This window comes from Paenibacillus odorifer, from assembly GCF_000758725.1.
GTDB classification, from domain to species: domain Bacteria; phylum Bacillota; class Bacilli; order Paenibacillales; family Paenibacillaceae; genus Paenibacillus_AQ; species Paenibacillus_AQ odorifer.
In genome coordinates, this window is sequence record NZ_CP009428.1 from 5,340,166 (window position 1) to 5,366,679 (window position 26,514).

The following is a 26,514-nucleotide window of genomic DNA, read 5'->3' on the forward strand; positions in this document are numbered from 1 at the left end:
ATACCCTCTTACTGAGCTACCGCAGCTTTATCTGCAGAAACCGCAATGTCGTTATAATAGATTTCAACTCCATCACCAACAGCCCAATAATTCAGGACGCGGTTATTAACCGGCACTATTACAGCACGATAAAGTGTTGGGAATACTGGAATCTCATCAACCATAAATTGTTGCCACTCTTTATAGATTTCTTTACGTTTGTCTACATCAAATGCAGCCTCGGAGATCCCTTCGGCGAGCAAACGATCGTTCTCTGCACTCGAGTAACGCGGGAAGTTATAGATTGCATCTTTGCCATACAGACCTGATGGGTCAACGTCAATCCCTACACCCCAAGCGCCTTGGTACACATCAACAGTAGGATCATCCTCACCATTTTGACCTATGCGATCATAGAAGGTATTAAACTCTACCATTTCCAAAGTTACATTCAGACCAATCGCTTTCCAGGATTGTACATAATATTGAGCCAGCGGCTCAGCAATGTCTCCACCAGTCATCGAAATGAAATTAATCTTCAGCTCGCTGCCATCTGGATTCGTTCTAAATTCACCGTTTAGTTTGTAACCAGCGTCATCCAGGATCTTCTTAGCTGCTTCTGGATCATAAGCTACACCTGGATTGGAAGCATCATGGAATTCAGGATGGGAAGGTGGGATCAACGTAGTCGCATTCCAGCGAAGTCCATTATAAAACTTCTTACCGACAGTATCATTATCTACGGCAGCCCACATGGCTTTACGCAGATTTACATCCGCCATTTTAGCTTTAGGATCTGTTGCAACAACCTTTTTCTCTGCATCCCATTTACCAAGCTTAAAGCCTATATACGTATAAGCACGATCAACCGCACCCAGGAATTCAACGTTTGACATCTTTGCATTATCCGGGAATTGATCAATAGGGAAGGAATCCACCAAGTCAACTCCGCCAGATTTCAGTTCTTGTACAATCGTTGTTGGGTTGATAACCTTCAAAATTACTTTATCCAGTTTTGGGGCTCCGCGCCAGTAATCTTCATTCTTAACAAATACTACAGACTCACCAGGAACGATGCTCTCTACTTTAAAAGCTCCGAAGCCAATTGGCTTTTGGCGGACTTCAGGGGAAGAGGAGATTTTGGCAACATCCATGCCGCCAAAGATATGTTTGGCTAATGGATAAATCCATACGCTACCCGTTAACAAGGAAGGTGTAGATTGCTTATAAGTAATCTGCAGTTTCTTATCACCCAGCACTTTAATCCCGGATATGGTCTTGGCTTTACCGGAATGGTACTCATCCATGCCTTCAATATTAGTGAAGTCAGAACCATAACGAGGACCATCATAAGCAGGATTACCAATAACTTCATGGGCGAACAACCAGTCTTCAGCCGTTACTGGCTTACCATCCTGCCAGTTTACATTGTCGCGAATCGTAAAGGTAAAGGTCCGTCCATCTTCTGCAACTTCATAAGTAGCCGCACCATCATTAGTATATACATAGTCTTTATCCCAAGTTAACAAACCTTCATCAAACCAGTTCAGAACTTGAGCATCTGGATCTCCAGAATAGAAGTTCCAGTTCAAAGTACCTTCAAATGGACTATCGGAAACAAGTCCAAATGTAATTGTCCCTCCGTCAATAGCTTCACCTTGGTTAGTCTTAACGTTACTAAAATCTTTAATGTTATAAAGTCCGTCTTCTGCCTCAGGCGCGGCCGTTGCTTCTGCAGTTGCCGCAGGTGCGCTGGCGCTAGGAGCTGCTGTTGATTCAGCCGCTTCGTTGTTGTTCTTGGAGCCGCAAGCCGCAAGAGCGAACAACATTACAAACATTAATGAAACTAGTAAAGCTTTTGAACGAATGGCTTTTCTCATTTAATCATTTCCTCCCTTATTATCCTTTTCTTTGTCTTGCGTCGGTCGCACGTTTAAGCGCTTGACCCACATTATTTATACTCAACATCAATACCAGGATCAGCAATGATGCGGGTAACCAGATCCACCATCTGAACTCAAGGGTCTGCGGATTTCTCGCATAGCTTACTAGAGTACCCAGACTGGGTGTACTTTCTGGAAAACCAAAACCTAGAAAGGATAGGCCTGATTCCAATCCAATATTAGCTGCCAGATTCAAGGTCATCGTTACGATAATGATAGAGCTTAAGTTCGGCAGAACTTGCGTGAACATAATTTTTAGATTGGAGGAGCCTAGGGTCTTAGATGCCTGAACATAATCCAATTCCTTCTCTTGCAATGTCTTGGAACGAATTAGCCTGGCAATCCCCATCCAAAGAAATGCTGTCATGATAAAGGAGAAGGTCAATGTATTGTACTTAGGAACTGCGCTGACAAAAGCTATAACAATCATTAGAAAAGGTAGAATCATGAAGAAATCCACAATACGCATCGCGACATTATCTACCGTTCCCCCAAAGTAACCTGAGACTAAACCTACCAGAATACCGATAATTCCCGTAAAAAAAGTAACCATAAAGGCAATAGACATGGAATTTCGTGTTCCTATAATTAATTGACCGAATACATCCCGTCCTCCATAATCAGTCCCCAGCCAATGCACAGCCGAAGGCTTCTCATATAGGGCGAACAAGTCAACCGTGACAATTTCTTTCTGATCTAAAAATAAGGAGATCCCATATACAGCAGCAATAATCGTAAATAGGAAAATCAATGAGATCAGTGCCAGCTTATCCCGCACCATCTCCCGCCAAACAATTTTGAAGCCCGATGGACTTTTATCAGTTTCCTGCAGCAGAGCTATCTCTGCGCTCGTCTTTGCCATTTCATTCACCCCAAAGTGTTCATCTTCTTATTTAATCCGGATACGAGGATCTACGATACTTAAAATAATGTCTGATAACAACGCACCGACGATGGAAGCAACCCCATACAGAAGAACAAGAGCTGTTACCACGCTGAAATCCCGAATCGTTATCGAACTTAGAAACAGCAAACCCATTCCTGGATAGCTGAAGATCGTTTCAACGAACACCGTACCACCGATTAGTCCAGTGATCTCATATCCAAAAAATGCAGCGATCGGCAGCAAGGAGTTTCTCAAAATATGACGATTGTATACGCGTGACTCCGAAGCCCCTTTAGCTCTAGCAGTGAGAATGAAATCTTTTTGCTTCGTATCAATGATCTCATTTCTCAGATATTGTACAGTCCCAACCGTTGCAATTAGCGCCATAGATAGCGCAGGCAGAAGCAGATGATAGAATTTACTCCAGAAGTGACTTAGTGTACCTGGAACTTCCCCGGGACTGACACTGCCGCTGGTAGGAAACCAATGAAAATGAAACCCGAAAACCCATACCATTAAGAGTGCAAATATAAACAACGGTGCAGCAAATCCAATATAGGTATAGCCAGTTATCAAGCGATCCAGCCACGAATCGTTATAACGTCCGCTGGTAATACCAAGCGGGATAGCAATAAGGTATGTAAGAATCAGCGTAACAATGGCCAGCCAAAGGGTATTCATCAGGCGTTGACCGATTAGCTCTGAGACCGGCATTTTGAAACGGAAGGACTGGCCGAAATCCCCTTGTATCGCTTTAGTGATCCAATCCCAGTACTGGATGTACCATGGATCATTTAAACCGAGCTTTTCTCTCATCGCATCAATGGCCGCCGGGTCAATATTCGGATCAAGCATTCCTGAAAGTGCGTCACCAGGCATCGCCTTCGCCATAAGAAAAACAAGAATACTTAATAGAACTACTTGAGGGATCATTATAAGAATTCTACGAACGATAATCTTCCACATATTCTCAACCTTTCTCAGGCAAGGCTACCAGATGAGTCTCGGAAATTGATTTTAATGGATAAGCCATGCCTTCTTCATCAAAATAATTCCGGTGCGCTTGTTCATATTCCTTGCTTACTGATTTTCTAAACTCCGTCTGCTTTTCTCTCTGTTTCGGATCAATATCAGGAATGGCGGCAATGAGTCGTTTGGTATAAATATGCTGAGGATTGTCAAAAATATCTTTAGCAGTCCCTTGCTCCACATGTCGTCCTTTATACATAATCCCTATGTGATCGCACATATGCCTGATGATCCCGAGATCATGACTGATAAATAGAAAAGTAAGATTCAGCTCTTTTTGAATGTCCTGCATGAAGTTAAGCACTTGTGCCTGTACTGAGACATCTAGCGCAGATACCGGCTCGTCAGCAATAATAAGCTTTGGCTTGAGTGCAATTGCTCTGGCAATTCCGATCCGCTGCCGCTGGCCGCCAGAAAATTCATGCGGATATTTCAGGATGTTCTCAGGACTTAAGCCTACCTGTAAAAGCAATTCCTGCACCCGGCGTTTTTCTTCCCCTGGAGACATTTTTTCGAAATTACGCAACGGTTCTGCAATAATATCGAGTACACGCTTCTTAGGATTTAAGGAAGAGTACGGATCCTGAAAGATCATCTGAATGTCTTTGCGGACATTTCTTTGCTTACGTACACCCCTCAAGGCCAAATCTTGCCCTTCAAAAATCACGCTGCCGCTAGTAATAGAATTAAGACCTATAATCGCGCGACCCGTTGTCGTCTTCCCGGAACCAGATTCACCAACCAGACCATAGGTTTGCCCAGCTTCAATGGTAAAATTAACATTATCGACAGCCTTAACTACGCCAACTTCCCTTCGAAAAACACCGCCGTGGATTGGAAAATGTACTGCTAAATTTTTAACCTCAAGAAGTCCCATTGTGGATTGCCTCCTCGTTAGTATCAGGGAAATGGAAATTGTTATAACAGGTGCAGCGAACGAAATGTCCGGGTGCGACTTCATGCAGCTGTGGGTTCTCCTCATGCTCCGATTCAGGAATCCAAGGCGTCCGTGCCGAGAAACGGCAGCCCTTACGCGGAAGGTTTTGCAGTGGTGGAACAATCCCCTGAATCACATGCAATCTGGATTTCTCTTCTTTTGCCGTTGGAATGGAGTTTAATAAGGATCTCGTATACGGATGTTTCGGATTAGACGTCAACGTAAAAATATCTGCGATTTCGACGATTTGTCCGGCATACATCACCGCAACACGGTCAGCCATTTCGCTTACAACCCCTAAGTCATGAGTGATTAAGATAATGCCTGCTTCCATATCGTTTTTTAATTTTTTAATAAGTTCAAGGATTTGTAATTGGATAGTCACATCTAGTGCTGTAGTAGGTTCGTCGGCGATCAAAAGCTTGGGTCCATTGGCTATCGCAATGGCGATAACCACCCGCTGCCTCATGCCACCGGATAATTCGTGGGGGTACTGCTGATATGTATGCTCGGGACGGGAAATTCCAACCTTGGTCAAAAGATCAATGACCTTCTCTTTTCTCTGTTTCTTAGAAAGCTTGGAATCGTGTAGGATAAGTACTTCTTCAATCTGTGAGCCGATGATCATTAGCGGGTTTAAAGCGGATAAAGGATCTTGAAAAATCATAGACATTTCTTGGCCGCGCAGCTTGTTTAGTGCAGCAGGAGACATGGTAACGATGTCCTGGCCCTTGTATTTGATTTGTCCGTCAATTTTGGCTCTGGTGTGCAGCCCCATAATTGAAAAGGCGAGCGCACTTTTTCCTGAACCAGACTCTCCAACGATAGCCAGAATTTCATTTTTGCGAACAGACAGGGTAACATCATCAACCGCAGCATAATAGTCGTCTGCAATTCTGAACGATGTCGACAAATTTTTGATTTCTAGTAGTTCTTCGCCCATATTCATCACCCTAACGACAAGGATTTCAAAATTAACACAATGAAAATATTATGTAAATTTTGATATAAATAGTGTTGATTTTCATGAAACATTTTGAAATAACCAATGTGATGATAATTAACACCATTAAGAATACTACCAGTAGTTCAATCGGAAATAAAAATGAACATCTCGTAACTTTGTAGTTCATTTTAATTAACTTATGGTAAATTATCAATCTTTTCCTATAAAAAATTTTCAATCGATGTGATTAAAAGTAACGTAGGCAACAAAAAAACGGCTCTAGGCCGCCTTTTTTTGGGAATTATTTAGTTCGTCTGAAAGTTAAAATCTTTTGCTTTCCAGCATGAAATTGGAAGGTATTACAGTCGCTAGCTGGGTTACTGCTCCCGCCGAAGCTTTTGATTATGACGAATCTTAATCTCGTTGCCTTGCTCAGTTGCTTGATAAAAAACACGCTGAGAAATCTCCTTAGGCAAATACTCCTGCTTTACATAATGCCCCGGAAAATTGTGCGGATATTGATATCCTTCATGCCCTAACGCAGTTGCGCCTTTATAGTGCGTATCACGCAGATGCAGCGGTACCTCCGCTGATTTGATCTCATCCATACTTGCCATTGCATTGGAAATAGCCATAACCACAGCATTAGACTTCGGACTCTCCACGGCAAAAAGAATAGCTTGGGCAATGTTCAGCTTCGCCTCTGGCCAACCATTGTTTCGATAAGCATCCAGCGCACTCACCGCTTGAACCATAGCTTGGGGATTAGCCAGGCCGATATCCTCACTGCTGGCTGCAATCAGGCGCCGAATAAAAGTCATAGGGTCCATTCCAAGCTTTTCTACCGCATACAGAAACCAAAACAACGCGGCGTCGCTGGAACCGCGGATACTTTTATGAAAAGCGGATAGCACATCATACTGCGTAGATTCATCAGCCTTCACAATGGGGCGCCGAATGGATTCCTCCGCCACCTCCAGCGTAATATGAACACTTCCATCAACTTGCGGCGCGGTAGTCAGGGCTGCCAGCTCCAGCGCATTTAGTGCCCGGCGAATGTCTCCATTAGCCATAGTTGCAATATGCAACAAAGCCTCTTCATCGACCTGAAGCTCCATAAATCCAAGACCTTTATCTTTGTCCGCCAAGGCTCTGCGCATCGCGATCAGACTGTGTTCACTCGTTAATGCCTCCAGCTGAAATAAGGTGGAGCGGCTCATAAGCGCCCCATTAACATAATGGAACGGGTTCTCTGTAGTCGCTCCAATGAAGGTGATGGTCCCTTTTTCTACCGCTGGCAAAAGCGCATCCTGGCGTGAGCTATTAAATCGATGCACCTCGTCCAGGAACAGGATCGTCTTTGTGCCGTACAATGTTTGATTGTTCTGAGCTCGCTCAATAACCTCCCGTACATCCTTCACGGTAGCTTCCACCGCATTCAGACGTACGAATTCCCCTTGTGTGTGATGAGAAATAATATGCGCGAGTGTCGTCTTACCGCATCCCGGGGGACCATAGAGCAAAATCGAAGAGACTTGATCCGCCTCAATCGCTCTTCGCAGCAGCTTCCCCCGACCTATGATATGCTCTTGACCAATATATTCATCAAGATTCTCCGGTCTCATCCGGTCCGCAAGCAGCCGTCCGCCCCCGGTGTCCTCTCCGAAAGAAAATAAATCCATAACTCCACTTCCTTGCTATATTCTTGTAAAAGCTCAATATAAATCCCTCTCTATCATACCATATCACAGGGAAGGATTAGGATGTCCTGCCGGTTCAAGGTAACAGTATCAGCATAGACTTATTTTACGCCAAAATAAAAAGAGCATGATCTCGTCTTAGAAAGGCGGGAGCCATGCTCTTTTTTCAAAATATAAGAAAGTATAGGTTTCACGCTATACTTTATCCTTATGATTTCTCGCATAACGCTTACCGTCCTTATAGGGACGCCAAAGGCGTTTATGCTTGAATTGCAAGCTAGCAATTTACTGCCAGCCGCATTTTTGATATGATTTTACGAATGCTTTCTTCCGATAGATGGTACTTCTTCTGAAGTTCCGCTACGGAATCACCGCTTCGATGACAACTGAAAATTTCCTTGTTCCGGTTCGCTATTTCTTTCCTCGAACCGCTGTTCTCGCCCCATCGAACCCGCTCTTCCGTCCTCTTTGGGATGTAGAGCAGTTCACCTTGGATGTATCCCTGAAGCTCTTCGAGCAAGCCAGGGGGGAGCACATCCTTCCCATTTACATAACTCAACTTGCATTTCCTCCTTCAACAGGTGTGTCCCTATGCGTCGGTCAACTAAGTTTTTAGTTATAATCACGTCACCTGCCTCCTTTCTTCTCCTCATATTTGGAAAAATCCGTAATTTCATTATATAAAAACCTTTTGGTAGCGTCTACATTCGATTTCATAAATTTCGTTCTTATGGATAAGTGTGGTACTTCTTATGTTAGTAATAAGGAGGCCATAAGGCCTCCTCGCTTTAAGCAGGTTTCCGTCTTAAACGGAAACCACCTCGTATACTGAAATCATTTCAATCAGCCTCCTTCCAGAAGTGTTCTTGCCCGGCCGGACACTTATTATTAAGCCATACCTATGGGGGAGTTACAAGACCAAGAACAGTTATAACCATTCTCCACCAGTCTTACTCCCCCTCAGAATCGCTTCCAGCCGCCGTTTGCACATAGGAAGGAACTTCCCCATTATGGAGCAGCCACAGCTCATGGAGAGCACGTGTACAGCCGACATACATCAGCTTCGCGTCCCAAGCCGTCGCCCCGTAATGGTCTTGATCGGCATCTGCTAAGATCACTGCATCGAACTCCAAACCTTTTGATAAATAGACAGGCAGCACCGATAGCCCACCCTGATATTGGGTCATACTGCCATCAATCAGATGAATATCTTCAAAATGCTGTGCCAGCTCCGCATATAGTTCTGCAGCCTCATGAAGATTTCTTGTTAGGACAGCCACCGTACGGTATTCCCTTCCTGACAGAGACTTCAGTGCAGAGGTTATTGTCCGCAAGCGAGCTTGCTCATCAGCCACCAGTTCCCCGTTATCCTCACCGTAGGCGATCATACGCACGGGATCTCCACTACGAAACACAGGAACAGCCAGCAATGAGCTCTCCACACCTGAAGATAGAATTCCATTAGCGAAGTCTATAATTTCCATAGTAGAACGATAGCTGCGTGTCAGCGCGTGATAAGCAGTGTTCTCAGGGGCAAACAACGTCTGCATCTCTTCCCACGCGTGTACGCCTTTATAGGCATGTATACCCTGCGAGAGGTCACCCAGGATCGTAAAGGAATGGCCTCGCACATATAAATCCAGAACGGCAATTTGGAAAGGTGAAAAATCCTGAGCCTCATCGATTACTACATGGTCAAAGCGAGTAACGCCCTCATCACCGTTCAAAAGATAATGGATATACAGCAGCGGAGGTAAATCCTCTTCACGTATGATGCCTTTTTTCAGCTCTTTTGCCGTTTCCTTCAGTACAGCTGCCGGAATTTCCTCAGGCGGTTCAATCGGCCAATCCTCAGGAAGTTTAGCTGCTCGGAAAATTTGCTTATAGATCGTTAATGGATCATATTTAGGCCATTTGGCACTATAAGCCTTCTCTCGCTGCGCGCCTTTTTTCTTGCGATCCTTCATAGCAGCAGCTGAAGGGCTCTTCTTCAGTTCCATCTCAATCCAGCGATGAATCCGCGCCATTACCCGTTCCTTGCGCTTAGCTGGAGGATAGGGAGCATACTCCTCATTATGCCAGCGCAAAATCATAGAACGGCGTAGCACCGCACCCTCCCACGGGCTAAAATCACCCTCAGGTACAGAGCTGCTTTCCAATAGCTTGATGCTGGACTCTATGATTCCCATCAGCACCGTGGAACCCTTGAAGCGCCCTGGTGTCTCTTCTGTAATTACCGGCATGCCGCCAGGGGTTTCGAACCAGCGGTTCATCGTCTCCGTCGCATCCTGTTCCGGCAATTCCAGTCCTAGTACATTAGCTGCCCAATCCGGAAATGTACTTTGAGCAATATTACCTACCCCGAGCTCAGGCAATACATCCGAGATGTAATCTAAAAACATCCGGTTTGGTGCAAAAATGATCATTTTTTCCGCAGAAACCTGATCCTTGTATTGATACAGCAGAAAAGCAAGCCTGTGCAGTGCAACGGTTGTTTTACCGCTTCCTGCCACGCCCTGAATGATCAGCGCTGTATTCTTGGCAGCACGGATAATCTTGTCCTGCTCCTCTTGTATGGTCGATACGATATCCCGTAGGCGATTATCCTTATTCTCCCCAAGTCGATAGACGAGAAACTCATCTGATACTATCGGTGCATCGCTTTCCCGATTGTACGTATCCGCGACCCGCTCCAGAATTTGCTTCCGAATCACGACGTTGCGTTTGAGGTATACCAGCCCCTCTATCAATCCCTCAGGAGCTTCATAGGAGGCTGGCTCGGTACCGCCGGTAAACGAATAGAACAGGCTTGCTACCGGTGCGCGCCAGTCGATGACTAGCGGACGGTCGCTTACCTGCTCACGGTCTACGCCGATTTTGCCTATATAGAGTGCCTTCCGTTCATTCTCATCATTGCCTTGAAAATCAAGCCGTCCGAAATAAGGCTCCTGCCTAAGCTTGGCAAGATCTTTGCGCTTCTGATCACGGTTCGCTTCCAGCACCTGTTCCGTATAGTCATGTCCCGTGTACACTGGTGTCTGCTGGAGCTTCTCCAGCAAAGTGTCAATTTCAGTAAGCGCTTGATTCAGCCTGTCTTCTTCCTCTTGATAGGCACTTTGAAAGTTGTCTTCCAATTTCAGTTACCTCCTAAAAGTTTATCGAGCTTAAATTTTCATGCTCCTACGTCCATTTCTCACGCAAAAGGATACCCATTGTAGCACAATCAGCGCTTAAATACCAAATCTTTCAAATGATTTGACTAAACTTATAAGTTCTCCAACCTAAAACCCTTTGGTGCTCCTTAGCTCGCACAAGCGTCGAATATTTAGGACACACCAAAGGTGTTTTTGCCTTTGATTTCGGCGCTTACATACATTTAGCACGGATCAAAGGCATTTTTGCCTTTGGTTTCGGCGTACACGCACATTTAGCTCCAATCAACGGTGTTTATACCTTTGATTTCTTCGTCTATGCGCTTTTAGCTCGAATCTACGGTATTTATACCTTTGATCTCGACGTCTACGCGTATTCGGCTCCAATCAACGGTATTTATACCTTTGATTTCGACGTCTACGCGCATTTAGCTCCAATCAACGGTATTTATACCTTTGATCTCGACGTCTACGCGTATTCGGCTCGAATCTACGGTATTTATACCTTTGATTTCGACTTCTACGCGCATTTAGCTCCATTCAACGGTATTTATACCTTTGATTTCGTCGTCTACGCACATTTAGCTCCAATCAACGGTATTTATACCTTTGATTTCGACGTCTACGCGCATTTAGCTCCAATCAACGGTATTTTTCCCTTTGATTTCAACGCTGGCTAATAGAGCTGATTAGTGAACAACAGTTCCCTCGTAATCAAAGAAACTGGATGCCGCACTATAACACAGCCTGCAAAATAAAGTTAGCTACAAACAAACCAGCAATCCCATACAGCGCAGGTGGCACTTCCTTCCCTTTGCCCAGCGCCAGCTTCACAATCGGGTAGGTAATAAAACCAAAAGCCATACCATCCACAATGCTATAGGTGAATGGAATCATAACCATGATTAGAAAAGACGGGAACAGCTCGGTCAAATCACTCAAGTCCATCTCACGCACATTCTGTACCATAAGTCCGCCGATCACAATCAGGATCGGTGCGATCGCACTATCGGGAATATAGGATAACAACGGAAGGAATAAGAAGGTCGCCCCAAATAGAAGCCCTGTCACCAGCGAGGTGAGACCCGAACGCCCGCCCGCAGCTATTCCTGCATTAGATTCTGCAGCGGCCACGACTGGACTGCTTCCGAAAAGACCCGCGGCGATATTGGCAAGCGAGAGCGCACGCAGGCTGCTTTTGAAGCGTTCTGGACGGCCTGCCATCATCGTCTGTGAGGCTACAAGACCGATATTTTCAAATACAACGATTAACAATAACAGGAATACAGCAATCCAGAACACAATGCTCACAATACCGCTCCAGTCCATTCCGAAAAATAGGCCGCCATAACCTGAGAATACATGCCCTGAAGCTTGTTTTTCCGGTGCATGTGCAGCTCCCAGAAGATAGGCTAGTCCTGTACCAACCAGCATACTTATCAGCAGGCCGCCGTTAGTTCCCCGGATAAATAACACTAAAGCCAGCAATAAAGTCACACAGGATGTAATAACTGCAGGATCACTAAAATGTCCTATGGCAACAAAAGTAGTCTGATGGGCAATCACTATCCCGCTCTTTTGCAGCCCTATAAAAGTCAGAAATAGCCCTATACCGACTGTAATGGCATGCTGCAGGTTTTGGGGAATTGCCTCACTAAGAATACGATAAAGTGATGTAAAGGCCACGATAGCGAATAACACGCCTGTTATAACGACTACAGTAAGCGCCTCTCTCCAGTCCAGTTTCATGGAATGAACAAGCGTATAAGTGAAAAATGCGTTAATCCCCATCCCGGGAACCACGATGATAGGCGTCTTCCCGCCGAAAGCCATCAGCAGACAGCCGGTAATTGCGGTCAACAGTGTAGCCACCATTGCCGGTCTAAGCGGCATCCCTGCGTCATGGAGAATCGTCGCATTCACCATAACAATATAAACTGAAGCAAAATAGGAGAGAATCCCTGCCGCCCATTCCCGTTTCCAGTCATTCTCAGGCGCAAGCCCCACACTATTTCGCCAAAAATTCGATTTCATGTACAAAAACCTCCACTGATATTAAGTTCCGCAGGCGGATATTACCCGGATTATAAATCTTATAATCAGCCGTTCATCCCGGTTCAGCTATTATGCCTATTTATGGCCTGCTTATTGCAGAGCCCGCCTGTTAACGACAACAAAAGGGCGTACGCAGCCGGATTCCAGCTACTCGCCCTTTTGTCCATTACTCTAATCCTATAACTATAATTGAAACAGCCTCAGCTCAGCGATTCACTTACAAGCTGACGCCTCCAGCCTCAAGCAAATCACGCACGGCAACGCTGACCATGATTAGGCCGGCTACCGGTGGAACAAATGAATTGCTGGCTGGCGGTTGTTTCGCTTTACGTCGATCCGGCGCATTCTCCGGAACAATCTTGTCCGTAACATCCTGACGTGGCTTCATTGGCGGCTCCGTAGAGAAGACCACCTTCACGCCTTTCTTAATCCCATCCTTACGCAGCTTCTGGCGAATGACACGGGCAATCGGATCATACGTTGTCTTGGAAATGTCCGCTACCTGGAATCTTGTAGGATCCATTTTGTTGGCAGCGCCCATGCTTGAGATCATAGGAATTCCACGTGACAGACATTCTTTAATCAAATGTACCTTGTAGATAATCGTATCCGAGGCATCAATCACATAATCCGGTTTCAGCTTGAACAGTTCCTCATAGGTTTCTTCCGTATAGAACATGTTCAGCGCAATCGCTTCACATTCCGGATTAATCAGCTTCACGCGATCCACCATCAGTTCGGCCTTCTTTTGCCCAACCGTAGTAGTAAGTGCGTGAATCTGCCGATTCACATTGGTAATGTCGACAGAATCCTTATCAATCAGAATCAGTCTGCCGATCCCGCTACGAGCCAATGCCTCAACAGCCATACCGCCAACACCGCCGATACCAAGTACCGCTACTGTGCTGTTCTTCATAATCTCCAGACCTTCCGGTCCGATCGCCAGTTCCGTACGTGAGAACTGATGCAGCATGAGGTCAGCCTCCTTCAAAAGCTATGGCGAAGCAGAAATCTGCCTCGCCCGCTTTATTTAATTATTCTTTTTCTTTTTCTTTCTTTGGTTTAAGGGCCAGCTTAATGTGCAGTTGCTCCAATTGTGAACCGTCTACTGGTGCAGGTGCATCCATAAGCAGGTCCGTTGCACTTGCCGTTTTCGGGAATGCGATGGTTTCGCGCAGATTTGTACGACCCGCCAGCAGCATGATTAGACGATCTAAACCGAAGGCGATACCACCGTGTGGAGGTGTACCATATTCGAACGCATCCATCAGGTAACCGAACTTCTCGTAAGCAACCTCTTCTGTGAAGCCGAGAGCTTGGAACATTTTTTCCTGTACTTCACGTTTGTAAATCCGCATGGAGCCGCCGCCTACTTCATAACCGTTCAGAACGATATCGTAGGCTTGTGCACGAATTGCACCTGGATCTGTGTCGAACAGATGCAGATCCTCTTCACGCGGACGAGTGAACGGATGGTGTTCTGCTACATAACGTTTCTGATCTTCATCATAACCAAGCAATGGGAAGTCAGTCACCCAAGCGAACTTGAACACGTTATCGTCGATCAGACCCAGCTGACGTCCGATTTTGACACGAAGGGCGCCTAGAACGTCCGCTACAACCTTTTTGGTATCAGCGGAGAACAACAGTAGGTCGCCTTCTTCAGCGCCTGTACGCTCCTTCACAGCGGCAATTTCTTCTTCAGTGAAGAATTTGACAATCGGTCCTTTGAACTCGCCGTCTTTCACTTGAATCCAAGCCAAACCTTTCGCACCATAACGCGCAGCATAAGGTCCGAGATCATCGATTTCTTTACGAGTCCAAGTCCCGCAGCCTTTAGCATTTAGACATTTCACTTCTCCGCCCTTTTCGATCACAGAAGCAAATACCTTTACGCCACTTGTTGCAACAATATCGTTCATTTCTACAAGCTCTAATCCAAAACGCAGGTCAGGTTTGTCTGAACCGTATTTGCCCATTGCCTCAGCATAAGTCAAACGTTGGAATGGAAGCTGAATATCCGCTCCTACAGTTTCTTTGAACAAACGCTGCATTAGGTTCTCCATCATGCCAAGCAACTCATCTTGAGACAGGAATGAAGTCTCGATGTCCACTTGTGTAAATTCCGGCTGGCGGTCAGCACGCAAATCTTCATCACGGAAACAACGAGCAATTTGATAATAGCGTTCAACGCCACCCACCATCAAAAGCTGCTTGTAGATTTGTGGAGATTGAGGCAATGCGAAAAACTCGCCTTCATGCACACGGCTTGGCACCAAATAATCACGCGCACCTTCCGGTGAGCTCTTAGTTAGGATTGGTGTCTCTACGTCAATAAATCCTTCACTGTCAAGGAAATCGCGGAAAATCTTAGAAGCTTTCGAGCGTAGCAACAGTGTTTTTTGCATTTCCGGACGACGCAGATCCAGGTAACGATATTTCAGACGAAGAGATTCGTCTACTTCCACTCCATCTTCGATGAAGAATGGAGGAGTCTTAGCAGCGTTCAGCACTTCGATATCTGTAATTTGAACTTCAATCTCACCTGTTGGCAGATTGCGGTTAATAGTTTCTTCATCACGTTTAACCACTTTTCCTTTGACAGCCAAAACATACTCACTGCGAACCTTATCCGCAATTTGCAGTGCTTCGCCGGAGTAGTCCGGGTTGAATACAACTTGCACAATACCGCTTCTGTCACGCAGGTCAATAAAAAGTACGCCCCCAAGGTCGCGGCGGGTCTGGACCCATCCGTTTAAGGTTACCGTTTGTCCAATATGTTCTGGTGTTAATTGCCCACAGTTATGACTTCTTTGCATAATTCACCATTCCCCTTTTTATTTAAAAATACATTTCTACTTAAAAAGTCTTCTTCTATACCAACGCCTGAGCCAGCTCTTCGAGCTTCACAGTCTGCTGTTCCCCTGTGCTCATCGACTTCAGCGCAATTACACCATTCTTCAGCTCGTCTTCGCCAAGAATCGCAGTATAACGTGCCGACATACGGTCAGCTGACTTCATCTGCGCCTTCATCTTCCGGCCGAGGTAGTCGCGTTCTGCCGAGAACCCTTGGCTACGCAGAAAGTATAGCTGCTTGGAGATTTCAATGTCAGCCTCTTCGCCAAGAGCTACAAAATACACATCCAGTGGCTTCGCAGTCTCCAGCTCTACCTTCTGATCCTCCAGAATAAGAAGAATACGCTCCAGCCCGATCCCAAAACCAATACCCGGTTGATCCGGTCCACCGATTTCTTCAACCAAACCGTTGTACCGGCCTCCGCCGCCTACGGTATCAATAGAGCCAATGCCAGCTGCTTTATATTCAAACGCAGTATGCGTGTAATAATCCAAACCACGTACAAGACGAGAATTAATCGTGAACTCTACACCCATAATGTCGAGATGCATCTTAACCTTCTCAAAATGAGTTATGCATTCATCATCCAAACTGTCCAAAATAGAAGGGGCATCTGTAAATTTATCCTGATCCACCTTGCAATCCAGCACACGAAGCGGATTACGCTCGATTCGACGCTGACAGTCACTACAGAGGTTATCCTTCATCGGTCTAAGGAATCCCAGCAGCTTCTCCCGGTAAGCCGCACGGCTTGGTGCATTACCCACGGAATTAAGCTCCACTCTTACATCCTTAAGACCTAGATCCTTATAGAACTGATAGCCCATAGAGATTACTTCTGCATCAATAGCCGGATCCACGGCCCCAAACGCCTCAATCCCAAACTGATGGAACTGGCGATATCTTCCGGCCTGCGGACGCTCATAACGGAACATAGGTCCGATATAATACAGCTTGCTTACATCAGGTTCACCGTATAGCTTGTTCTGAACGTAAGCCCGCACGACACCAGCCGTTCCTTCTGGACGAAGAGCCAAATCACGGTCGCCTTTGTCCTTGAACGTATACATTTCGCCTTCCACAATATCCGTTGTTTCGCCTACTCCACGTTCGAATAACCCTGTGTGCTCAAACATAGGTGTGCGAATTTCCCGGTAGTTAAAACGGCGGCATAAATCTCTGGCCTTCCCCTCAATATACTGCCATTTCTCCACAGCACCCGGAAGCACGTCCTGCGTTCCTGTTGGTTTCTCGAATCTTTCTTTAGCCACAGTCTATCCCTCCTAAAAAATAACCCCTCTAAAGCTGTTCTCTTCATCTGTTTCTATTGCAGAAATAGCAAAAAATCCCTCGTCCCTGTTTTATAAAAAAACAGGGACGAGGGATTATCATAACCAATAATACACCACGTGGTACCACCCACATTCCGGATCAGTAAAAATATACTGAAGCCGCTCAAAGCGGTTAACGCCCGCCTACGCGTAAACGGCTACTGATCGCGGCAATCAACACTGCCCACTTTCGCCGTACGTTCTCGGGGAGGTCATTCATTCGCTCATCAACAGAATCCTTGCAGCCAAGCGATACCGGTTCATCATCCACTTAAGTAGATGTCATCCGAATCGACAAGGGATTCTTCTCTGGAGTTGTGGGTTCTCGAATTACTTGGTCCCGTCATCAAAACCATATGATAAAATCGTATATTGTTAATATTCTACTGAACTACTGCATTAAAGTCAAGGTAGTAAAAAGGATGCCTAGTATAAATTTTGACAGCTTCCGAGTTTTTTATTCAGCAATTATATTGTAACAAAAAAATGACCTGCAGCCGAATGCTGCAGGTCCATCATCATATATTATTAAAAAGGGGGTCATGCCTTTATTATAAACACGCTATATTAAGGAATCATGTACGTAATATTACGATTATATTACATTCCATGAAAGCGGTTTATTTTTAATAGAATACTATTCGAATTGTTCAACATAAGCCCCTTTGCCCCGGAGGATTTCCACAACTTCATTATAATTCTCTTCTGCTATACTTAGCTCCATCACATAACGAAGTTCACTTAAATCCCCATCTTCGAGATCTCCTTCTGCCACGTTCGCACTAACCTGATCTTCATTCACACTATAATGCGTTTCAGGGTCAGCACGAGTGTCGGAAGCGGCAATGCCAGGAACCAGCATAGCTCCAGCTGCAGGTGTGCTAGCCGTTCCAAGCGTTCCAGTTGTGCCTGCGACTACAGATGCACTATCCAGTGGAATGATTGGAAACAGAATATTACGATCATTGCCGATAGGGTCCGTGAGTGGCCAAACCTCCAAGCCATCCACCTTATAGCTAATCAATGCTGTTTTTGCGCCTTCTGCTTCATTTTCAGTTCTGAAATACGCTTGGATTTTTCTGCTCATTGCCATTACCTCCTTGGATTATAAGACTCTAATTTAAATATTGCTTATTTATTTCAGGACCTTCAATATTTCACGAACAAATGCAGGCTCATCTTTTGGTGTACGCGAAGTAATGTAATTGCGATCAACCACTACTTCCTCATCCTTAAACACCGCACCGGCATTCACAACATCATCCTTCAGCGGAGGATAAGAGGTAATGGTGCGTCCCTTAAGCAAGTCTGCACTGATCAGAATTTGCGGTCCGTGGCAAATAGAGGCGATAGGTTTGCCTGCTTCATTTGCTTCTTTTACAAACTTCAAAATATCGGCATTTTGCCGTAAATTCTCGGGGGAAGAACCACCCGGGATGACAATCGCGTCATAATCACTTGCTTGAACCTCGGCGATCGCCTTGTCTGCTGCGTAGGAGACTTCTTTCTTTTTACCCAGCAGGGTCTCCCCTTTTTTCAAACCAATAATGTCAGCTTGATGTCCTGCCTTTATAATTTCATCATAAGGAACCTTCATTTCAGAATCTTCAAAATCATTAGCCAGTAAGAAAGCAACGTTACTCATGTGATAGTTTCTCCTCTCTGTCTTTAGCAATTAATGATGTTCTTATTATTCTTTCTTGTGGTCTATTACCCTTATGAGGATGCTTTCTAACCTTTAATCGGAAAAAAGGCTTCATTCACAACACCGAAAAAGCCGCCTTTTCCACCCGCTTCAGGTACGCGGCAAGAGATTGCGGCTTCTTCCTTTGATTACTAATGGTTCGGTCTCGCCTTCTAGCTTTTTGGCTAATGCACAGGCTTCCATAGGACTCCCAGCCGGTAGTGCCGGGATACTTCTCCATACCCATGCCTTCTGTGATTGTCTCATTCTTAAACTCCCTGCCTTATGCGTGATATCTGCCTGCATTTAGTTTATCCAGCCCGAAGAAGCTCTATCCGCATAAAAAAAAGATGTCGAAAGTTAGCTCCGGCCAGAAGCAATCTTCGACATCCTCTATTTCGTTAGCTGCGGCTATCCAGAATGAGAGTAACTGGGCCCCAATTGGTCAGCGACACATCCATCATCGCTCCAAATATGCCCGTCTCCACCTGAAGACCTCCAACTCTAAGCTCTTGATTAAAATAATCATAAAGACGCTCGGCCTCCGCAGGAGCTGCAGCTCCCATGAAATTCGGCCGTCTTCCCTTACGGCAATCTCCGTATAAAGTAAACTGGGACACTGAAAGAATAGCTCCGTTAGTATCCGTGACACTATAGTTCATTTTGCCAGCATCATCTTCAAAAATACGCAGTCCAGCTATTTTATCCGCCAAATATTTGGCATCCTTCTCCGTATCTTCATGGGTAACGCCGACAAGCAGCATCAGACCATTGCCAATCGCTCCGGTCACTGTCTCATCCACGGTTACTTTGGCGTCCTTGCAACGCTGTACTACAACTCTCATCGCACTACTTCGCTCCTTGCCTTATTGCATGATCCGATTCACTGTATATACATCTTTGACTCGTTTCACTTTATCTACAACGGATTGCAGATGCTCCGTATTACGAATAAGGATGGTCATATGAATCATTGCCATCTTATTCTTGTCAGAGCGCCCAGTGACCGCTGAAATGTTCGTTTTGCTCTCGGACACTGCCTGCAGTACTTCATTGAGCAGTCCATTGCGATCATGGCCTGTAATCTCAATATCCACACTGTAGTTTGCTTCCATCGTGCCTTCCCATTCCACTTCAATCACTCTAGCTGCTTCTTCTCCGTCACCTTCACCCGGAATGTTAGGACAATCCTGGCGGTGTACAGATACGCCCCGGCCCCGTGTAACATAACCTACAATGTCGTCACCCGGAACCGGGTTGCAACATCGTGCAAAACGAACAAGTAAGTTTTCAATTCCTTTTACACTAACACCATTGGTAGGTTGATTACGTCTCTCGCCGGAAGACTTGATCTCCTTCATCTCTGAAGTAAGCTCCAAGTGATTAGCAGCTTCTTCCTGCTCCTTGCGCAGCTTCTCCGTCAAGCGGGAGGCAATTTGCGAAGCGGTAATCCCACCAAAACCAACGGCAGACAACATATCCTCTACATCATTAAAGGCAAATTTTTTCGCAGCTTCCAATAGTTTTTCATCAGAAATCCACTCGGAAACTTCGACATTCAGGCGCTTCAGCTCACGTTCAATCGCTTCGCGACCTTTTTCGACATTTTCCTCACGTTTTTCTTTTTTGAACCATTGCTTAATTTTGCTTCTTGCGTGAGAGGATTGTGCAATTTTGAGCCAGTCACGGCTAGGTCCGTAAGAATGCTTAGACGTCAAAATCTCAACAATATCGCCCGTCTTCAGCTTGTGATCAAGCGGCACGATCCGCCCGTTCACCTTGGAACCAATTGTACGATTGCCCACTTCTGTATGAATGCGGAACGCGAAGTCAAGAGGCACAGAACCCGCAGGAAGCTCAATAACCTCACCTTTAGGAGTAAATACAAACACCAGGTCTGAGAAAAAATCCATTTTCAGTGATTTTACGAACTCTTCGGCATCCTTAGCTTCATGCTGCAGCTCCAATATTTCGCGAAAGAAAGGCATCCGATTCTCCGGATTAGCATTATTACTGCTGCCTTCTTTGTATGCCCAGTGTGCGGCTATCCCGTATTCTGCCGTGCGGTGCATTTCCCAGGTGCGAATTTGCACCTCAGTAGGCTCTCCGCCTGGTCCTACCACAGTAGTATGCAGAGATTGATACATATTGGCTTTTGGCATAGCTATATAATCTTTAAAACGCCCCGGCATTGGCTTCCATAAGGTGTGAATAATTCCAAGGGTTGCATAACAGTCCTTGATATTATCCACAATGATACGAATGGCCAGCAGGTCATAAATTTCATTAAACTGCTTGTTTTTTGTGCTCATTTTGTTATAAACACTGTAAATATGCTTCGGGCGGCCGGAAAGATCACCTTCAATGCCCATTTCATCCAGCTTGGCACGAATACGGCCAATTACGCTGTCGATAAATTGCTCACGCTCGGCCCGCTTCTTATGCACCAGATTAGCAATCCGGTAATACTGCTGCGGGTTCAAGTAACGAAGCGCAATATCCTCCATCTCCCACTTGATCGCGGAAATCCCCAGCCGGTCAGCTACAGGACAGAAAATCTCCAACGTCTCATAAGAAATACGGCGCTGGCTCTCTTCAGATTGGTATTTTAACGTTCGCATATTATGCAGACGGTCCGCCAGTTTAATGACAATGACCCGGATATCCTGAGCCATAGCAATAAACATTTTGCGGTAATTCTCGTTCTGCTGCTCTTCCTTTGAGCGAAAGCGAATGCGTTCCAGCTTCGTTAAGCCGTCAACAAGCATTGCGCAGGTATCGCCAAATTTAGCGCGGATTTGTTCCAGTGAGACCGTCGTATCTTCCACCACATCATGCAAAAGCGCTGCAACAATAGATATAACATCCATTTGCATATTGACGACAATATCTGCCACCGCCAGCGGATGCAGAATGTATGGCTCCCCCGACTTGCGGATCTGCCCGTGATGAGCCTGATCGGCAAATTCATAAGCTTCCCGGATGCGGAGAAGATCTTTATCTTTTATATAGGCGCCAGCCTTATCAATTAATCGCTCAATGCCCATTCTCGTCGTATCCGATTCCTTTCTATAATAAAATGAACCCGCAACTGTTCAAAAATCTGCAGGTTCCAATCATTTCATTTGTCCAAGCTTACTTACGCCCTTATTCAAAGTTGTCTATAATTATGAGGCTTAAGGAGGATTACGTCAACACTTGCCATCTCATGGAATTCCAGAAGTAAAAGTAATTAAATTCGGACAAATTAATAACACTTGTGAAAATGTTGTTGTAAAAAAGCCAAGTTCTATTTAATCTAGTAAAGGCGGATTTTCGCCGGACAACATAATATCAGATAAGAAAGAGGAGTGAACTCCATTGCAACGCGAAATTCAAGTTAACGAAAAACTTCCATGGGGCCCAGGCTTTCTATTAAGTCTCCAGCATTTGTTTGCCATGTTTGGCAGTACAGTGCTAGTGCCTAACTTGTTCGGGGTCGACCCTGGAATGATTTTGCTTATGAATGGTATCGGTACATTGCTGTACATTTGGATCTGTCGCGGTAAAATCCCTGCGTACCTTGGTTCCAGCTTTGCCTTTATTGCACCGGTATTATCAGTACTCAGTCGTTACCCAAATGATCACATGAAAGGATACTCGCTTGCTTTGGGTGCTTTTATCGTCACTGGTATTATATTCGTGCTCGTGGCATTGATCATTCGTTATGCAGGAACCAAATGGATTGATGTTGTTTTCCCTCCAGCAGTAATGGGGGCTATCGTAGCTACGATCGGCCTTGAACTTGTACCTGTTGCCGCACGAATGGCAGGACTTATTGCTCCTGAAGGCGTTGCAGTTGCAGACTGGACGCCAGATGGCAAAACAATCGCACTTTCTATGGTGACGCTTGGTGTAACTGTAATTGGAGCTGTACTCTTCCGCGGTTTTCCAAAAATCATTCACATCCTTATTGGTATCGTCACTGGTTATGGTTTAGCATATATTTTGAAAATGGTGGATACCGCTGCTATCTCTAATGCAAAATTTTTAGCGCATCCTTCCATTGTTACTCCTTCATTTGATTGGAATGTAATATTCACTATTATCCCGGTATCATTAGTTGTTATCGTTGAGCATATTGGACATTTACTTGTAACAAGCAATATTGTCGGCAGAGACTTGGCAAAAGATCCTGGACTTGACCGCTCTCTGATGGGGAACGGGATATCTACAATTATCTCCGGTTTTATCGGTTCTACTCCAAATACAACCTACGGTGAAAATATCGGGGTTATGGCGTTGACTAAAGTATATTCGGTATATGTAATCGGCGGCGCAGCGGTGATTGCTATTCTGCTTTCATTCTCTGGTACTTTCTCCTCCGTTATCGCTAATATTCCAACCCCTGTAATGGGTGGTGTATCCTTGTTGCTGTTTGGTGTAATTGCGGCTTCCGGATTACGTATTTTCGTTGAGCAAAAAGTTGATTTTTCCAAAGCTACGAACATGATCATGGCTACGTTGGTACTCGTTGTCGGAATCAGTGGTACAACCCTTACTATGGGCAACGTTAAACTTAGTGGTATGGCGCTGGCTACAATTGTTGGTATCGTATTGGCACTGTTCTTCAAACTCATTGAAGTGCTTGGACTGTCTAATGATGGCGGAGAAAGTGATAAAACTGCCCATTAATCGGTTGAAAAAATAGAATTTTAAAAAAGCTGCTCCAACATCCATTTATGGACTTGGGCAGCTTTTTTTATTGACTCAGATACAAAACAGCAACTCTCCGCCAAAAGGCAGACAGCTGCTGTTATTATCTTACATTTTCCAATTACTGTTTAACTTCCACCCTTTTCGTCACGCGCTAATCTTTGCACTTTTCAGCATAATTCGAGAGCCGAATCCCCGTTTATTTCCCGGGAAAAGACAAACTTCACAAGATTAATCCTCGTAATTCACCAAGGAAAGAACTTCAACTCCAGAAAGCTTATTACGCCCAGCAAGCTCAACCAGTTCAATCAGAAAAGCAGCACCTACCACTTTACCGCCAAGCTGTTCTACAAGGTTAACCGAAGTAGCAATGGTTCCACCAGTTGCCAATAAATCATCAGCGATCAATACTTTTTGACCAGGCTTGATAGCATCCGTGTGAACAGCAAGTGTGTCCTTGCCATACTCAAGATCATAACCTACCTCTATAGTCTCATATGGAAGCTTGCCGCTTTTACGAATCGGCACAAAACCTACTCCCATCGCATAAGCAAGAGGTGCTCCAACTACGAAGCCACGTGCTTCTGGTCCAGCGATAACGTCGATTTCCAAGTGCGCTACGAGAGCTTTCAACGCGTCAATCGCTTGGCGGTAAGCCTCCCCGTCTTTAAGCAATGTGGTGATATCTTTAAAACTAATACCTTCTTTAGGGAAATCAGGAATCACACGAATACTATCTTTAAAATCCAAATTTATCATCTCCTATAAGTTTTGTTAGCATAGCTGCTTTGATTCAGATCGACAAAACTTGCTTCGTAAGCATACGTTTTGTTATATTGAGCGTTGCATTTTTATACACCGTTGGGTACGCTCAGCAGCTCATATTTGCATGGATTATGATACGCCTAAACGACGCGATAACATCCAGTCCTGTAACTCTGACAGGCTGCCCTCCATGAAGTATTGCTCCATTTCCGCCATCTGTCCCAGTCGGACAAAATGACTCGATGCTGTCAGACTTTTAGCTACTGGCTGAGTAATAAACGCCACACTTCCCTGACTTCTTTTAATAAAATCAAGCTCCTCAAACACATCAAGCATGTTGTTAAGCATGCGGATACTTAACGAGGACTGGCGGCTTAACCGCAGCAAAACTTCGTTCTCAGGTGTTGCAACTGAGGTGATCGAAGCCAACAGTTTATATAGTATTTTGAAATGATCCCGTGTCGGAGTAATAAGTCGTTCTCGGCCATCCTTGATAGAATGCAATAACGCAATATTATCAGCATTAGGGAAGGTTTCGAGCAGCGCATCCAGTTGTTCAGGAGTCTCCGGCATATCCAGTAAGCATAACAGGGAGACATGCCCTGATTCCTGAAGGGGCTCATCCTTAACAGCAGCGCTAATGCCAGCTTCTTTATCATATACCCATAAAGACATTCCTATCAATTCACTTGCAGGCGTACTACGTCCGTTCTGAAACACTGCAGCAGCTCGATACGGACCCGCACCACTATAAGGAAGAAGTAGTTCTCTAATATGTGCGGCTTGCCGTACGGCGTCAGCAGCACCACGAAGATCGAATAACTGAGCATCCTGCACAGATAAATCCTGCAGCATCAGCTGTGATTTGCGTGAGCCATTCCATTCATTGATCGACAGCTCAGCTAACACGTTGATCGTAGTACCCGCCGGTAGCAGCCTGGATAAAGCGCCTTTACCAAACGCCAAGGCTTCAATGCTGTTTTTCCCCTGCTGCAATACAATCTTCAGGTGTTTTCCATCTTGGCCCATTGTACGTGTCTCTTTCACGGTAGCCCCACGAATAATAAACTTCGGCAACGGATTAGACATTCCGAATGGTGCAAGCCTTTCCAATTCTAACGCGGTCTGCAGTGATAAATCTGAGATTGACACCTCTGCATCAGCGGAAGCAACAGGAACGAAATGCTCTGGCGTTAACACCCCGGACGCATATTCGTTTAATGCTGCAGCAAAGGCTTCTAATCCATCCCGATGCAGGCTCATTCCCGCAGCGGCTGGATGACCTCCAAAATGATCCATTAAATCAGAACAAGAAGAAAGTGCAGCGTAGATGTCAAGTCCAGGAATGGAGCGAGCAGAACCTTTGCACATTCCGGTCTCTGGATGTATATCCAGAATGATCACAGGCCGATAATAACGCTCCAGCAGTTTGGAAGCCACTATACCTACCACACCTACATTCCAGCCATGATCAGCAAGAACAATGATGTCTGGGATTTCGCCACCCTGTGTCATCTGCTCCAGCTTGGCAGTAGCCTCAACAACAATTCTTTCTACCACCAATTGGCGTTCTTTGTTAAGCAGGTCCAGCTCTCCAGCTAGCTGCTCTGCCTCAGCCGCATGCTCGGTAGTGAGGAGGGACACAGCCCGTCCAGCATGGTCCAGGCGACCACTGGCATTAATGCGCGGCGCCATGCCAAAAGCGATATTGACCGCACTCACAGTGCTCATGTTCACACCGCTGACAGCGAGTAAGGCACGAATCCCCGGGAAACTTGAATGCCGCATACTTTCCAAGCCATTTCTAACAATCTCACGGTTTTCGCCAAGCAGCGGCATTAAATCCGCAACCGTTCCTATCGCTGCAATCTCTGCCCATTCTGTGGGAGTTTCTTCCCCTAGAATAGCCTGAGCAAGCTTATAAGCCACACCTACACCCGCTAATCCTTTGAACGGATAAGGGCAGTCTGGCAGCTTGGGATTAATAAGCGTATAGGCCTCTGGCAAAAGCTCAGGGGGTTCATGGTGATCCGTAACGATCACATCGATCCCCAGTTCATTAGCGTAAGCAACCTGATGATAAGCGCTAATGCCAGTATCTACTGTAATGATTAAGGAGACACCTTGCTGTAAAGCCCAATCCAGGGCATGATTATGCAGCCCATAACCCTCATTAGAGCGGTGTGGGATATAAATATCAAAGGAAGCGCCTAAATAGCGCAGCAGATGAATCATAAGTGCTGTGCTGGACACCCCGTCGGCATCATAATCGCCATAAATAAGAATATGTTCTTCATCTTTTAAAGCCTTTCTAATTCTAGGAACCGCTTCAGCCATTCCTTTGAGTAGGAACGGATCATGCTGTTCTTCCTCACTGCCATCCATGAAGCTTAGAGCTTCATGAGGCGTGTTCATTCCTCTATTTACTAATAGTGAGGATAAGAGTGGAGAAATAGAAAGGCTCCGGGCCATATCCCTAACTGTGTCGGGATTGGCTGCCGGAGATTGCCATCTTGTTTTTGAATAAAGCAATAGAACTCACCTTTCTCTCACCT

Annotated in this window: 21 protein-coding genes; 1 reads left to right on the plus strand and 20 read right to left on the minus strand. The window is 45.4% G+C overall.

What is annotated here, in order from left to right:
• Positions 1–8: 8 nt before the first annotated feature.
• From PODO_RS23370 to PODO_RS23445, 18 genes are all read right to left on the minus strand, one after another.
• The gene (locus PODO_RS23370; protein ID WP_036677608.1) at positions 9–1,859 is read right to left on the minus strand and encodes an oligopeptide ABC transporter substrate-binding protein; all 1,851 of its coding nucleotides are present in this window, start codon (positions 1,857–1,859) and stop codon (positions 9–11) included.
• 19 nt (positions 1,860–1,878) lie between these two features.
• Entirely contained in the window at positions 1,879–2,784 is a 906-nt protein-coding gene (locus tag PODO_RS23375; protein ID WP_051490985.1) for an ABC transporter permease, read from the minus strand.
• Between the two features lie 27 nt (positions 2,785–2,811).
• A complete protein-coding gene (opp4B, locus tag PODO_RS23380; RefSeq protein ID WP_036677612.1) occupies positions 2,812–3,774 on the minus strand; it encodes an oligopeptide ABC transporter permease in 963 nt (320 codons plus the stop codon).
• Positions 3,775–3,778: 4 nt separating this feature from the next.
• Positions 3,779–4,714, minus strand: coding sequence for an ABC transporter ATP-binding protein (locus PODO_RS23385; protein WP_036677615.1), 936 nt, complete (start codon positions 4,712–4,714; stop codon positions 3,779–3,781).
• Positions 4,701–5,717 (minus strand): ABC transporter ATP-binding protein, encoded by a 1,017-nt coding sequence (locus PODO_RS23390; protein ID WP_036677618.1) that lies wholly within the window; start codon positions 5,715–5,717, stop codon positions 4,701–4,703. Before PODO_RS23390 ends, PODO_RS23385 begins: the two co-directional genes overlap by 14 nt.
• 380 nt (positions 5,718–6,097) lie before the next feature.
• The gene (locus PODO_RS23395; protein ID WP_036677622.1) at positions 6,098–7,402 is read right to left on the minus strand and encodes a replication-associated recombination protein A; all 1,305 of its coding nucleotides are present in this window, start codon (positions 7,400–7,402) and stop codon (positions 6,098–6,100) included.
• 295 nt (positions 7,403–7,697) lie between these two features.
• Complete coding sequence (locus PODO_RS23400) at positions 7,698–7,979, minus strand: CD3324 family protein (RefSeq protein ID WP_036677625.1); 282 nt, start codon at positions 7,977–7,979, stop codon at positions 7,698–7,700.
• Positions 7,980–8,370: 391 nt separating this feature from the next.
• A complete protein-coding gene (locus PODO_RS23405) occupies positions 8,371–10,554 on the minus strand; it encodes a HelD family protein (protein ID WP_038572975.1) in 2,184 nt (727 codons plus the stop codon).
• 753 nt (positions 10,555–11,307) lie between these two features.
• Complete coding sequence (locus tag PODO_RS23410) at positions 11,308–12,606, minus strand: NCS2 family permease (RefSeq protein WP_038572977.1); 1,299 nt, start codon at positions 12,604–12,606, stop codon at positions 11,308–11,310.
• Between the two features lie 238 nt (positions 12,607–12,844).
• Entirely contained in the window at positions 12,845–13,600 is a 756-nt protein-coding gene (locus PODO_RS23415) for a tRNA threonylcarbamoyladenosine dehydratase (protein WP_036677632.1), read from the minus strand.
• A gap of 61 nt (positions 13,601–13,661) precedes the next feature.
• Positions 13,662–15,446 (minus strand): aspartate--tRNA ligase, encoded by a 1,785-nt coding sequence (gene aspS / locus PODO_RS23420; RefSeq protein WP_038572979.1) that lies wholly within the window; start codon positions 15,444–15,446, stop codon positions 13,662–13,664.
• Between the two features lie 55 nt (positions 15,447–15,501).
• On the minus strand, positions 15,502–16,755 hold the full coding sequence (gene hisS, locus PODO_RS23425; RefSeq protein WP_038572981.1) for a histidine--tRNA ligase: 1,254 nt from the start codon (positions 16,753–16,755) through the stop codon (positions 15,502–15,504).
• A gap of 193 nt (positions 16,756–16,948) precedes the next feature.
• Positions 16,949–17,086: a hypothetical protein gene (locus tag PODO_RS31320; RefSeq protein ID WP_155288182.1), complete on the minus strand. Its 138-nt coding sequence runs from the start codon at positions 17,084–17,086 to the stop codon at positions 16,949–16,951.
• 366 nt (positions 17,087–17,452) lie between these two features.
• Complete coding sequence (locus PODO_RS23430; RefSeq protein WP_036677637.1) at positions 17,453–17,902, minus strand: hypothetical protein; 450 nt, start codon at positions 17,900–17,902, stop codon at positions 17,453–17,455.
• Between the two features lie 48 nt (positions 17,903–17,950).
• Entirely contained in the window at positions 17,951–18,460 is a 510-nt protein-coding gene (locus PODO_RS23435; protein ID WP_038572983.1) for a type 1 glutamine amidotransferase domain-containing protein, read from the minus strand.
• Positions 18,461–18,610: 150 nt separating this feature from the next.
• Positions 18,611–18,766 (minus strand): hypothetical protein, encoded by a 156-nt coding sequence (locus PODO_RS31325; protein WP_155288183.1) that lies wholly within the window; start codon positions 18,764–18,766, stop codon positions 18,611–18,613.
• 134 nt (positions 18,767–18,900) lie between these two features.
• Positions 18,901–19,344: a D-aminoacyl-tRNA deacylase gene (dtd, locus tag PODO_RS23440; protein ID WP_038572985.1), complete on the minus strand. Its 444-nt coding sequence runs from the start codon at positions 19,342–19,344 to the stop codon at positions 18,901–18,903.
• 21 nt (positions 19,345–19,365) lie between these two features.
• Positions 19,366–21,546, minus strand: a complete 2,181-nt coding sequence (locus PODO_RS23445; protein WP_036677643.1) for a RelA/SpoT family protein — start codon at positions 21,544–21,546, stop codon at positions 19,366–19,368.
• 313 nt (positions 21,547–21,859) lie between these two features.
• Here PODO_RS23445 and uraA point away from each other — a divergent pair, with 313 nt between their 5' ends.
• Positions 21,860–23,173, plus strand: coding sequence for a uracil permease (gene uraA / locus PODO_RS23450; protein WP_038572987.1), 1,314 nt, complete (start codon positions 21,860–21,862; stop codon positions 23,171–23,173).
• A gap of 252 nt (positions 23,174–23,425) precedes the next feature.
• Here uraA and PODO_RS23455 read toward each other — a convergent pair whose 3' ends face one another.
• Together PODO_RS23455 and recJ are read right to left on the minus strand one after the other, a co-directional pair.
• Positions 23,426–23,944, minus strand: coding sequence for an adenine phosphoribosyltransferase (locus PODO_RS23455; RefSeq protein WP_036677647.1), 519 nt, complete (start codon positions 23,942–23,944; stop codon positions 23,426–23,428).
• A 144-nt stretch (positions 23,945–24,088) separates the two neighbouring features.
• Entirely contained in the window at positions 24,089–26,491 is a 2,403-nt protein-coding gene (gene recJ / locus PODO_RS23460) for a single-stranded-DNA-specific exonuclease RecJ (protein WP_038572989.1), read from the minus strand.
• Positions 26,492–26,514 lie beyond the last annotated feature (23 nt).